This is a genomic window from Frigoribacterium sp. CFBP 13712 (genome assembly GCF_014842255.1).
Classification (GTDB): domain Bacteria; phylum Actinomycetota; class Actinomycetes; order Actinomycetales; family Microbacteriaceae; genus Frigoribacterium.
On record NZ_JACYVH010000005.1, the window covers coordinates 37,754 to 50,167 of the forward strand.

The window sequence follows — 12,414 nt, forward strand, 5'->3', positions numbered from 1 at the left end:
TCACATGGCATGATGTGAGCGCTCACTTTCGGTGCGGATCACTCCGCCCACCCCGACGACGAAGAGGTCATCATGGTCGATCACGCTCCCCCGACCGCCCCCGGCTCAGCCGCACCCGCCGAGACCTACGTGGTGGGCGTCGACTACGGCACGCTGAGCGGCCGAGCCGTCGTGGTGCGGGTCTCCGACGGGGCCGAGCTCGGCACCGGCGTGCACGAGTACTCGCACGCCGTCGTCGACACGACCCTCCCCGGCACGGGTGAGCGCCTCCCCGCCGACTGGGCGCTGCAGGTGCCGTCCGACTACGTCGACGTGCTGAAGAAGGCCGTGCCCGAGGCACTCGCCGCCGCGGGCGTCGACCCCGCGTCGGTCGTCGGCATCGGCACCGACTTCACGGCCTGCACCATGGTGCCGACCACCGCCGACGGCACGCCGCTCAACGAGCTCGAGCAGTTCGCCGGCCACCCGCACGCCTACGTCAAGCTCTGGCGTCACCACGCCGCGCAGGGCCAGGCCGACCGCATCAACGAGCTCGCGGCCGAGCGCGGCGAGAGCTGGCTTCCCCGCTACGGCGGGCTCATCTCGAGCGAGTGGGAGTTCGCGAAGGGCCTCCAGCTGCTCGAAGAGGACCCCGAGGTCTACGCCGCGACCGAGCACTGGGTCGAGGCCGCCGACTGGATCGTCTGGCAGCTGAGCGGGCGCTACGTCCGCAACGCCTGCACCGCCGGCTACAAGGGCATCTACCAGGACGGCGAGTACCCGAGCCGCGAGTTCCTCGGTGCGCTGAACCCCGACTTCGCCGACTTCGCCGAGACGAAGGTCGTGCACGAGATCGGCGCGCTGGGCGACGCCGCCGGCACGCTGACCGCCGAGGCCGCCGGCTGGACCGGCCTCCCCGAGGGCATCGCCGTCGCGGTCGGCAACGTCGACGCGCACGTCACCGCCCCCGCCGCGAAGGCCACGCAGCCCGGTCAGATGGTCGCCATCATGGGCACGAGCACCTGCCACGTGATGAACGGCGACAAGCTCGCCGAGGTGCCCGGCATGTGCGGCGTCGTCGACGGCGGCATCGTCGACGGGCTCTACGGCTACGAGGCCGGGCAGTCGGGCGTCGGCGACATCTTCGCCTGGTACGTCAAGAACCAGGTGCCGCAGTCGGCCGTCGACGCGGCCGCGGCCGCCGGCAAGAGCGTGCACCAGCACCTCACCGACGTCGCCTACGAGCAGCCCGTCGGGGCCCACGGTCTCGTCGCCCTCGACTGGCACAGCGGCAACCGCTCGGTGCTCGTCGACCACGAGCTGAGCGGCGTCATCGTCGGTCAGACCCTGGCCACCTCGCCCGCCGACGGCTACCGCGCGCTGCTCGAGGCCACCGCCTTCGGCACGCGCCGCATCGTGCAGGCCTTCGACGAGTCGGGCGTGCCCGTCACCGAGTTCATCGCCGCCGGTGGTCTGCTGAAGAACAAGCACCTGATGCAGACCTACAGCGACGTCCTGCGTCTGCCGATCTCGACGATCACGAGCGAGCAGGGCCCGGCCCTCGGCTCGGCCATCCACGCCGCGGTCGCCGCCGGTGCGTACGCCGACATCCGCGCCGCGGCCGAGGCGATGGGCAGCGTCGAGCGGGCCACCTACACGCCCGACCCCGCGAACGCCGACGCCTACGACGCGCTCTACGCCGAGTACCTGCTGCTGCACGACTGGTTCGGTCGTGGGGGCAATGACGTGATGCACCGCCTGCGGGCGATGCGTCGGGAGGCGACCCGCGCCTCCTCGGCTCCTGCTCCCGGGTCGGACGGCGACGGCCGAGGAGGCGCGGACTCGGTCGAGCAGACCGCCGCCGACGCGAGCATCGAGGCCTCCGCATGAGCGGCTGGATCGATCGCGCGACGCAGGCCGCCATCGACGCGACCCGCGAGGACGTCGCGGCGCTGCACGCCGAGCTGGTGCGCTACGACCTCGTCGTCTGGACGGGCGGCAACGTCTCGGGTCGCGTGCCCGGCACCGACCTCTTCGTCATCAAGCCGAGCGGCGTCGGCTACGACGACCTCACCCCCGAGAACCAGATCGTCTGCCGCCTCGACGGCACCGTGCTCGAAGGCACCCCGGGCAGCGAGCGCAGCCCGTCGAGCGACACCGCCGCGCACGCCTACGTCTACCGCAACATGCCGCACGTCGGGGGAGTGGTGCACACGCACTCGACCTACGCGACGGCCTGGGCTGCCCGCGGCGAGGCGATCCCCTGCGTGATCACGGCGATGGCCGACGAGTTCGGCGGCGAGATCCCCGTCGGGCCGTTCGCCATCATCGGCGACGAGTCGATCGGCGAGGGCATCGTGGAGACGCTGACCGGCCACCGCAGCCGCGCCGTGCTGATGCAGAACCACGGCGTCTTCACGATCGGCAAGGACGCCCGCGACGCGGTCAAGGCCGCCGTCATGACCGAGGACGTCGCCCGCACCGTGCACATCACCCGCCAGCTCGGCGAGCCCATCCCCATCCCTCAGCAGAGCATCGACGCTCTGTTCGACCGGTACCAGAACGTCTACGGCCAAGCGCCAGCAGGAGAACTCTCGTGAACGACACCCTCGACCCCGTCGCCTTCCTCGCCTCGAAGGAGGTCTGGTTCCTCACCGGCAGCCAGGGCCTCTACGGCGAAGAGACCCTGAAGCAGGTCGCCGACCAGTCGAAGGCGATCGCCGACGAGCTGGCCGCCGCCTCCGACGTGCCCGTGCGTCTCGTCTGGAAGCCCGTCCTGACCGACGCCGACTCGATCCGCCGCACGATGCTCGAGGCCAACCTCGACGACTCCGTCATCGGCGTCACGGCGTGGATGCACACCTTCAGCCCCGCCAAGATGTGGATCGGCGGGCTCGACGCCCTCCGCAAGCCGCTGCTGCACCTGCACACGCAGGCCAACGTGGCGCTGCCCTGGGCCGACATCGACTTCGACTTCATGAACCTCAACCAGGCCGCGCACGGCGACCGCGAGTTCGGCTACATGCAGACCCGCCTCGGAGTGCCGCGCAAGACGGTCGTCGGTCACGTCAGCGACCCCCGCGTGCAGAAGCAGGTCGGCACGTGGATGCGCGCGGCGGCCGGCGCCTCGGCCATGCGCTCGCTCAAGCTGGCGCGCTTCGGCGACAACATGCGCTTCGTCGGCGTCACCGAGGGTGACAAGACCGAGGCCGAGCTGGCCTTCGGCGTGCAGGTCAACACCTGGGGCGTCAACGAGCTGGCCGAGGCCGTCGCCGCCGCGACCGAGTCCGAGATCGACGCGCTGGTCGCCGTCTACGAGACCGAGTACGACGTCGTCCCGGCGCTGCGCGCCGGTGGTGAGCGTCACCAGTCGCTGCGCGACGGGGCGGCGATCGAGATCGGTCTGCGGTCGTTCCTCGAGGCGGGCGGGTTCAGCGCCTTCACGACGAACTTCGAAGACCTCGGTGCGCTCAAGCAGCTGCCCGGTCTCGCCGTGCAGCGTCTGATGGCCGAGGGCTACGGCTTCGGCGCCGAGGGCGACTGGAAGACCTCGGTGCTGGTGCGTGCGGCCAACGTGATGGGCGCCGGTCTGCCGGGTGGCGCCTCCTTGATGGAGGACTACACGTACCACCTGGTGCCCGGCGAGGAGAAGATCCTCGGGGCGCACATGCTCGAGGTCAGCCCGGCGCTGACGTCGGGGCGCGCCTCCCTCGAGGTGCACGCGCTCGGCATCGGCGGCAAGGACGACCCGGTGCGCCTGGTCTTCTCCGCCGACCCCGGCCCGGCCGTCGTCGTCGCGATGAGCGACGTGCGCGACCGCTTCCGCCTGACGGTCAACGTGGTCGACGTGGTCGACCCCGACGAGGACCTGCCGAACCTCCCGGTGGGGCGCGCGGTGTGGAAGCCCCGTCCGTCGTTCGCCGTGTCGGCCGAGGCGTGGCTGACGGCCGGCGCCGCCCACCACACGGTCATGTCGACCGCGGTCGGGCTCGAGGCCTTCGAGGACCTCGCCCGCATCGTCGAGACCGAGCTGCTCGTGATCGACGAGGACACCCGCATCCGCGACTTCCGCCACGAGGTCGCCTGGAACGCCGCGTACCACCGCCTCGCGCGGGGCCTGTAGGGGTCCGCTCGCGGGCTCGCGGGCTCGCGGGCTCGCGGGTTCGCACTCGAGTGGTCAGAAGTTGTCTTTCCGCTCAGCCTGAAGGACATCTTCTGACCACTCGATCCACCTGGCGGATCGGGGCCGGGGCGGCGGCTCGCGGGCCGGGCGCAGGGGGCGGGCCTAGCGTGGCGGGGTGACCGAACAGAGCTCTCGCACCGCGCCTCCTGCAGCATCGATCCCCGAGGAGGCGCGGCGACGGTTCGAGACACCGGCCGGCCCGATCGTCGGCCGGGTCGACGGCGACGTCGTGCGGGCGACGGGCATCCGCTACGCCGAGTCCGACCGCTTCACCGCACCACGCCCGGTGCCGCCCTCGACCGAGCCCGTGCTCGCCTTCGACCGCTCGCCCGGGTCTCCGCAGCTGCCCTCCGAGACGCTGAGCGCCCTCATCGAAGGCGCCGCCGACGGCATGGTCGCCGACGAGAGCTGCCAGTTCCTCTCCGTCACCCTCCCCGTCGACCTCCGCCCGGGCGAGCGCCTGCCCGTCATGGTGTGGATCCACGGCGGCTCGTACGTCACCGGCGCCGGCGACCTCTCCGTCTACGACCCCCGCGCGCTCGTCGCCGAGCAGCGCGTCGTCGTCGTCACCGTCACCTACCGCCTCGGCCTCTTCGGCTTCTTCGGTGACGGCGACCGGATCCCCGCCAACCTCGGGCTCCTCGACCAGCTCGAGGCGCTCCGCTGGGTGCACGCGAACATCGAGGCGTTCGGCGGCGCCGCCGACCGCGTCACCCTCTTCGGGCAGTCCGCGGGCGGTGACGCCATCGCCCACCTGATGATCAGCGACGGCGCCGCAGGGCTCTTCCAGCGGGCCATCGTGCAGAGCGCCCCGCTCGGCATCACCTCCGGGCGCTCGAAGATGTCCGCCGCGATGGTGGCCGCCGTCGGCACCCCGTCGCGCGACGCCCCAGTCGACGAGGTGCTCGCCCGGCAGGCCGTCGCCGAGCGGGCCGCACGACGGTTCGGCCTGCGCGGCGGCATGGCGTTCGGGCTCCAGTACGACGAGGCGCCCCTGCCCGCCGAAGCCGACCGCGATGCCGCCTGGCGCCGGGTCGCCCCGCAGATCGACCTGCTGATCGGCACCACGAGCGAGGAGACCGGGCTGTTCCTGGCGTTCATCCCCGCGCTCCGTCGCCTGGCCGCGCTGCCGGTGGTGGGCGGGCTGGTCCGCAGGGTGCTGGTCGGCGGGACGACCCACGTGATCTACGGCCGAGACGCTCGGGCGTTCGCCGACCGGCACCGCGCCTCCGGCGGGAGGGCCGTCCGGTACCGGATGACCTGGGCCCCCGAGGGCGCCGAGTTCGGTGCGGCCCACGTGACCGACGTGCCGCTGCTGCTCGGCGGCCGCGAGTCGTGGGGGCACACCCGGCTGGTCGGCTCGAGCTCGTGGGAGGACGTCGACCGCCGCGGGCGCCGGGTGCGGCAGATCTGGGCCGACTTCGCCCGCACCGGCACCCTGGCGGCGGACGCCGCGGCGGGGGCGCGCGACACGATCACGCTCGACCGGGGCTGAGGCGCGGCCTCGCTCGCGAGCCGGCGCGCCGCCGCCTCGCTCGCGTGGCACCCCGTTTTCGGCGCTACACCCGCATTTACCGGGGTGCAGCGCCGAATTGCGGGTGTAGCGGCGCGGCGCGGGCTACGCGCGGCACGGGTGCGGCGCGGCACGGGCGCGGGAGCGGCGCGAACTACGCGCGGAGGGCGGCGGCGACGCGGTCCCACCACGCGGCGGAGGCGGTTCGGGCGGAGTCGACCCGCGCCTCCCAGGCGGTGCGCACCGCGTCGCGCGCACCCCAGGCGTCGAGCACGACCCGGTCCGCCGAGCCGGCCAGCACCTGCTCGGCCGAGACGACGCTCGACTGACCGAAGTTCGCCAGCGCCCCGGTCAGCTTGACCGTCGTGTAGTCGTCGACCGCGATGCCGACGGTGGGGACGCCCGCCGCGACGGCGAAGACCGCGGGGTGGTACCGGCTCGTGAGGTGCAGGGCCGCCTCCCGGGCGAAGCGCGCGGCGGCGGGGGTGTCGGTGGTCGGCTCGACGCGGGCGGGCCGGGTCATCCGGTCGATCACGGCGCGGTGCAGCAGCGAGTCGCCGCGCTCGTCGTCGGCCCGCAACGACGCCCAGTGCGCGAGGAAGACGACCTCGAGTCCCGTCTCGTCGACGACCCGATCGAGGAGGTGCGCCACGGCCTCCGCGAACAGGGTGCGGTCGGCGGCTCCCACGTGGGCGGAGAGGCTGACCGCGCAGTACGGGGCCGCGGGCGCGGCGGTGCCGGCCGCGGGGGTGGTGCCGGCTGCGGCTGCGGCTGCGGCTGCGGCTGTGGCGGTGCCGGCTGCGGGCGCTGCGGCGTCGGCCTCGACCCCGACGAAGCTCGCATCGTCGATCGTCGCCGTCAGCCGCGACTCGGGCACGCCGAGCGTGCGGACCAGCTCGAACGAGGCGCGCTCGCGCAATCCGACCAGCTCGGCGCCCGACAGCAGCTCGGCGACGAGCGCGCGGTCGTCGCCGTCGAGCACGGGCCCGATGGTCTGCCCGGTCACGACGTACGGCTTGCCCGCGCGGCGCGCGAGCTCGGCGAGCGTCGACCGCTCGAACACGTGCATCGGCCAGAGCGACGCCATGTTGCCGCCCCCGGCGACGGCGAAGGCGTCGGAGGCGCGGATCGCCTCGATCGCCTGCCACGCGGTGTCGGAGGCGGGGAGTGCGGAACGGTCGCCGTCGGCGGCGGCCAGCACGCGCCTCCTGCGCTCCAGCTGACCCTCACGGCCGCCGGTCGTGGCCGGCGAGAAATCGAGCGCGGGCACGGCCTCGATGCCGTAGCGGGAGGCGGTCTCGGCGGGGGTGGACGAGACCCCGGTGATCGAGGCGCCGCGGGCCCGCAGCTGCGCGGCGAACTCGTCGAACATGGCCTCGTCGCCGATGTGGATCATGTCGTCGACGACGCCGACGTCTCCGATGGTGACGATGCGCACGGGGCCTCCGGGGGTGGTGATGGGGGGTCGCGGTTCCGCGCCGAGACGACGGTACCGGACGGCGGAGCGGGGGTTCGGACACGCGCTGCGGCGGGTTCGGACGCGAGCTGCGGGGGTTCGGGCACGGGCTGCGGCGGGTTCGTGTCCTCCGGGGCGGGTCAGCGCTGACCCGCCGCCGATGACACGGACCCGCCCCACCGCCAGGGGCCGCGCCCGCGCGGATCGGGCCCGCGCGAGAGTGTCACCGGGCGGCGATAGGCTCCCCTCTGCCCGGGGAGTCCGGGCGCGACGCACCGGCGGCACGGCACACGACCTCGAGAGGCACCACATGGGGATCCAGACCTCGCTCGACGCGATCCACGAGGCCGAGCGTCTCGTCGACTCCATGCGCCTCGCCGACGAGCTGGCCCTCGACGCCGCCCGCACCGGCGGGCCCCGCACCATCCGCGTGCTGCGCACGGCCCTCTCGAGCGACGACCAGCTGGTCGCCATCGCCGCCACGAACGCCCTCGCGCAGGTCTTCGACGATGCGGCCGACGTCGTGCTCTCGGGGCTGCTGTCGAGCGACCGCACCTTCTTGAGAGAGCACGCCGCCTCGGCGCTCAGCCAGCGCCTCCCTCGCTACGACACGATCGGGCGGCTGATCGGCCTCGTCGCGACGGGCGGCTTCACGGGCATGGTCGCGCAGCGCACGCTCGAGCAGTGGACGTCGTCGTCGCCCGCCCTCGTCGCCGTCGGGCTCGAGGGCGCGCTGCTCGGCGTGCACGAGCCCGATGCGCGCTACCGGCTGGTCGAGACGCTCGGGCTGGTACGCGCCGCCATCGCGACCCGGCCGCTGCTGACCATCGCCCTCGACCCCGGCGAGCACGAGCGCGTCCGGGTCGCCGCGGTCTCCGCGCTGGGGCAGCGGCAGGGCGACTCCGCGGTCGCCGCGGCGGTCGACGGGCTCGCGCGGCACGAGGGGTTCCTCGGCGACGTCGCACGGCTGGCCGTCGTCGATCTCTCGGCACGACCCGACGAGCTCCGCGCACCGACCGGCGACCTGACCGTCGCCCAGCTGTTTTTGCACGCCGACATCGACGCCGACCTGACGCAGGCGGGCAGCGGCGACAACGGCGGGATCGCGACGCTGCTCGTGCGGCTCGGCGACGCGCTGGCGGGGCGCTCCGCCGCCGGGGCGTCGGCCGGCTCCGACGCGGGCGGCGGCTTCGGCGCGGGCGGCGGCTCCGATGCGGGCGGCGGCTTCGGCGCGGGCTTCGGTGCTCAGACCGAGCCCGACAGCCGAGGAGGCGCGGGTCGCGAGCCCGATACCCGTCACGTCGGCCGCGTGGTCACCCTCTCGCGCGGTTCGGCCGCCGGGGCGCTCGACAGCGTCGAACGGATCGCCGCCACCACGACCGGTCACACCTACGGACGGGTGCCCCTGCTCAGCGAGCCGGTCTCGTCGGCCACGGCCTGGCCGCTGCGGGTCGCGGCCCGACGCGGCATCCGGCGCATCCTGCGCGCGAGCGGCGGGGTCGACCTGCTGCACCTGCGCATGGCCGACGTCGGCAGTCTCGCGGCGTCCGACGTGGCGCGCGAGCTGGACATCCCCGTGGTGTTCACGGTGGCGCCCGATCCGCACGCCGTCATCCAGTCGCTCGACCTCGCCGGCGGTCTGACCCGCGAGACCTTCGGCGACGTCGACGAGCGCGAGCACTTCTGGTTCCGCACCCGACTGGTGCAGCAGCTCGCGGCCAACGCGTCGCACACCGTGCTGTTCCCCCGACCCGAGCTGCAGCGCGACATGCGCGAACTGGTCGGCATCGACATCACGGCCCACCCCGAACGCCACACGGTCGTGCCCGAGGGCATCGATCTCGACGTGGTCGACCGCGCGGTGTCCGAGGCCGCCGAGCACGCCGCGGGGCTGCCGCCGACCCCGCCGCTCGCCGAGCTGCGCGAGCTGCTCGAGACCCTGCCGCCCGAGCGGCGCGACCTGCCGCTGCTGGTCAGCGTCGGGCGGCTGCACCGCGTGAAGGGCATGGCGACGATCGTCGAGGCGTGGGCCGGCGGAGGTGCGCGCGGCGGTGGTGCGGGCGCGGCCGACGGCGGCGGTGCGGGCGCCGACGCTGCCGGGCCGCTGCGCGACCGGGCGAACCTGCTGCTGATCGGCGGCGATCTGCGGCACCCGAGCGCCGACGAGCGCGAGCAGCTCGACCTCATCGACGGGATCATCCCCGCCGACCGGCACCGCGCCTCCGGCCTGCTGCTGCCCGGGCATCGCCCGAACGACACCGTCGCCCGCTGGGTCGCCGCCGCGCGCTTCGGGGTGCCCGGGCTCGCGGCCCCCCGCGGCGTCTACGTCTGCGGCAGCCTCAAAGAGGAGTTCGGCATCGCGCTGCTCGAGGCGATGGGCTCGGGTCTGCTCGTCGTCGCGCCCGAGGGCGGCGGGCCGTCGACCTACGTGCGCCAGGGAGACACCGGCTACCTCACCCGCACCTGGGACGTCGACGCCCTCCGCAGCGCGATGGGCCAGGCGCTCGAGGCCGCGGGCGACGAGACGACGGAGGCGCGGGCCGGCCGATCACGCGACACCGTCGAGCGGTCGTTCACCATCCAGGCCATGGCCCGAGCACTGACCGGCGTGTACGAGACCGTGCACCACGACGAGCTCGAACAACGCGAATGGAGCGTGAGCAGCCGATGACCCTGCTCGTCATCAGCCCCGACTACGCCTCGCACCTGCTGCCGCTGGCGACCCTGGCCACCGAATGGCGCGAGCGCGGCGAACGGGTGGTCGTGGCGACCGGGCCGGCCACCGCCTCCATCGTCGAGTCGTTCGGCTTCGAACGAGCGCACCTGCAGCTCGGTCGCGGCTCGAACCCGGGCGTCATCCGCGCGGAGGAGCAGGTCGCCGACGAGGACGCCTCGCTGCGCGGCTTCTTCGACGCGACCCGCGTCGGCATGATCGAGACCCTGTCGTACCAGGCTCGCGAGCGGCTCACCGACCTCATGTGGCAGCCCGTCGAGACCGCCCGCGCCGTGCTCGCGGTCGTCGAGTCGGTCGCGCCCGACCGCATCATCGTCGACCACCTCGCCTTCAGCGCCCGCCTCGCACTCGTCGCCGGGGGAGTGCCTTACGCCGACGTCGTGCTCGGGCACCCGACGGCGCTGCCCGTCGGCGACGAGGTCTACGGCTGCCCGCCGGAGTGGCCTGCGGCGTTCGCGGCGGAGGCCGGCGGTGCGGCCGGCGGTGCCGGCGCTGCGGGTGCCGCGGGAGCCGCGGGTGCGGGTGTCGGCGCCGGTGCTGCGGGAGGCGCGGGTGGTGCAGGAGGCGCGGGTCGGGGCGACGACGGAACGGCCGGCATCGCGGGGCTGCGCGAGCTCTGCGAACGGGTCGACGCGTCGTTCACCGCCGAGTGGAACACCGCGCTCGCCGAGCTGGCCCCGCACCTGCCGCCGTCGACGAGCGCGTTCGGCGAGCACGGCGAGCTGCTGCTCTACAACTACCCGGGCGAGCTGGCCGACCCCGCGCGCGAGGAGCTCCTGCCGCCGCACGTATGGCTCGGCTCGGCGGTGCGCACCGAGCCCGCCGACCCCGAGGTCGAGGCCTGGCTGGCCCAGGGCGCGGCGGTTCGGCGGGATCCCGTCATCGGCGGCGGGTCAGCGCTGACCCGCCCCCGCCGACAGGAACCCGCCGCACCCGTCGAGCCCTTCGTGTACGTGAGCTTCGGGAGCTTCCTCTCGGTGCGCTCGGACGTGCTCGGGCGCGTGGCCGGTGCGCTCCGCACGCTCGGCGTCCGAGCGGCGATCGCACTGGGTTCGGGCGCCCGGGAGGACCTCGGCGAGATCCCGTCCGACTGGCTCGTGCGGGAGTTCCTGCCGCAGGTCAGATTGCTCGGGGCGGCGTCCGCGGCCGTGACGCACGGGGGGAACAACAGCGTGACCGAGGCGATGACCGCCGGTGTGCCGCTCGTCGTGCTGCCGTTCTCGACCGACCAGTTCGCGGGGGCCGCGGCGCTCGAGCGGACCGGCTTCGGCGTCGCGCTGCCGCCCAACACGGCCACCGAGGGCGAGCTGGTCGAGGCGCTGCGGCACGTGCTCGCCCTCCACGAGAACGCGCCCGACGCCGCGGCGGGCCTGGCCGCGCTCGCTTCGTCGCTGAACGAGGTGCCGGGGAGGGTGCGAGCCGCGACGGCGCTGACCGCGGGGCGCTGACCTGGGCGACCCGCGCCTCCTCGGATCGGTGCGCTCGGTGCGCTGCCCACGGTGGTCGGAAGTGGCCCGTCAGTGGGCGCGGAGGGGCGTGTTCTGACCAGGGTGCGTTGCGCGGGCGGTGCGCTGGGCGCACTTTGGTCGGAAGTGGCCCTTCACCGGGCGTAGTGGGGCGTCTTCTGACCAGGGTGCGCGGGGCGGGGCGCGGCGCTGGGCGGGGCGCGCGGCGTCAGCCGAAGACGACCGCGCGCATCGCCTCGGGGCTGACGGCGGCCTCGCGGTACCGCTCCATGAGGGCGGCGTTCGCGTCGTACTGCGGGCCCTCGCGCACCTCCGCCTGGTGATGCAGCGCGAAGACCATGCCCTCGTGCCGCCGCGGAGCCTCCCCCAGCAGCGTGCTGTGCGCGAGATACCACGCGGCGTCCTCGAAGCCCCAGCCTCTGAAACGTTCGTCCTGCCCGCCATGACTCCGCCACGAGGAGGCGCGGGTCACGTACACCCCCGAGCACGCCCCCCGCACGAGCTCGAAGTCGCACTGCTCGAGGGGCGTCCCGGCGGCCGCCTGCGTGGTCCCCTCCCGACCTAGCCAGTGATACTCGGTGTAGGGCAGGTGCACGCGGCCGCTGTCGCGGGCCGCGTCGATCGCGGCGAGGAGGGGCTCGCGCTGGGGCAGGGTGTCGGCGTCGCCGATGACGGCGATCTCGTCGTCGGCGAGGGCCGCGACGCCGAGGTTGCGGCACTGGGCCAGGTTGAAGACGGGGTCGGGGGAGTCGACGGTGCGGATCTCGGCGTCGGGCAGGGCCTCGGCGTACCAGTCGCGGACGACCTCGAAGGCCGCGATGCGGCTGGGCTGCGGACGCCAGGGGAGCACGACGGTGACCATCCGCCGAGCCTAGCGGCGCGGGCGCGCGCGGCGCCGCCGGTGCTGGCTCCGCCCTGCTTCGCCCTGCTTCGCTCTGCTCCGCCCTGCTCCGCCCCGCGAAGAACCGCGTTCGCGAAGATGAACCGCGATACAGCGCGGTTCTTCTTCGCGAACGCGGTTCATGGGCGGGAGTCGCCGCACGGCGCGAGCACCGCGGCAGGAGGCGCTGGCCGCGAAGCGCA

Annotated in this window: 8 protein-coding genes; 6 read left to right on the plus strand and 2 right to left on the minus strand. The window is 74.0% G+C overall.

Features of this window, described 5'->3' with window-relative positions:
• Positions 1–72 precede the first annotated feature (72 nt).
• The 4 genes from araB (at position 73) to IFT51_RS09875 (ending at position 5,657) form a co-directional block, all read left to right on the plus strand.
• The gene (araB, locus tag IFT51_RS09860) at positions 73–1,869 is read left to right on the plus strand and encodes a ribulokinase (RefSeq protein WP_192060928.1); all 1,797 of its coding nucleotides are present in this window, start codon (positions 73–75) and stop codon (positions 1,867–1,869) included.
• Positions 1,866–2,579: an L-ribulose-5-phosphate 4-epimerase gene (locus IFT51_RS15150; RefSeq protein WP_192060929.1), complete on the plus strand. Its 714-nt coding sequence runs from the start codon at positions 1,866–1,868 to the stop codon at positions 2,577–2,579. The genes araB and IFT51_RS15150 overlap by 4 nt, the downstream gene beginning before the upstream one ends.
• A complete protein-coding gene (gene araA / locus IFT51_RS09870) occupies positions 2,576–4,102 on the plus strand; it encodes an L-arabinose isomerase (RefSeq protein WP_192060930.1) in 1,527 nt (508 codons plus the stop codon). Before IFT51_RS15150 ends, araA begins: the two co-directional genes overlap by 4 nt.
• A 175-nt stretch (positions 4,103–4,277) precedes the next feature.
• On the plus strand, positions 4,278–5,657 hold the full coding sequence (locus IFT51_RS09875) for a carboxylesterase family protein (protein ID WP_371740753.1): 1,380 nt from the start codon (positions 4,278–4,280) through the stop codon (positions 5,655–5,657).
• Positions 5,658–5,829: 172 nt separating this feature from the next.
• On the opposite strand, the gene IFT51_RS09880 is transcribed toward IFT51_RS09875, so the two are convergent.
• Positions 5,830–7,113 (minus strand): polysaccharide pyruvyl transferase family protein, encoded by a 1,284-nt coding sequence (locus IFT51_RS09880; protein ID WP_192060931.1) that lies wholly within the window; start codon positions 7,111–7,113, stop codon positions 5,830–5,832.
• 328 nt (positions 7,114–7,441) lie between these two features.
• Here IFT51_RS09880 and IFT51_RS09885 point away from each other — a divergent pair, with 328 nt between their 5' ends.
• Positions 7,442–9,802 carry a glycosyltransferase gene (locus tag IFT51_RS09885; protein ID WP_192060932.1) on the plus strand — a complete coding sequence of 787 codons (2,361 nt, stop codon included), beginning with the start codon at positions 7,442–7,444 and terminating at the stop codon, positions 9,800–9,802.
• Positions 9,799–11,313 carry a glycosyltransferase gene (locus IFT51_RS09890; protein ID WP_244637180.1) on the plus strand — a complete coding sequence of 505 codons (1,515 nt, stop codon included), beginning with the start codon at positions 9,799–9,801 and terminating at the stop codon, positions 11,311–11,313. Before IFT51_RS09885 ends, IFT51_RS09890 begins: the two co-directional genes overlap by 4 nt.
• Before the next feature lie 226 nt (positions 11,314–11,539).
• Here IFT51_RS09890 and IFT51_RS09895 read toward each other — a convergent pair whose 3' ends face one another.
• Complete coding sequence (locus IFT51_RS09895) at positions 11,540–12,193, minus strand: galactosyltransferase-related protein (protein ID WP_192060933.1); 654 nt, start codon at positions 12,191–12,193, stop codon at positions 11,540–11,542.
• Positions 12,194–12,414 lie beyond the last annotated feature (221 nt).

Coding starts and splice junctions, on each gene's coding strand:
- araB (WP_192060928.1), top strand. CDS start 73: ATGGTCGATCACGCTCCCCCGACCGCCCCCGGCTCAGCCGCACCCGCC.
- IFT51_RS15150 (WP_192060929.1), top strand. CDS start 1,866: ATGAGCGGCTGGATCGATCGCGCGACGCAGGCCGCCATCGACGCGACC.
- IFT51_RS09890 (WP_244637180.1), top strand. CDS start 9,799: ATGACCCTGCTCGTCATCAGCCCCGACTACGCCTCGCACCTGCTGCCG.
- IFT51_RS09885 (WP_192060932.1), top strand. CDS start 7,442: ATGGGGATCCAGACCTCGCTCGACGCGATCCACGAGGCCGAGCGTCTC.
- IFT51_RS09895 (WP_192060933.1), bottom strand. CDS start 12,193: ATGGTCACCGTCGTGCTCCCCTGGCGTCCGCAGCCCAGCCGCATCGCG.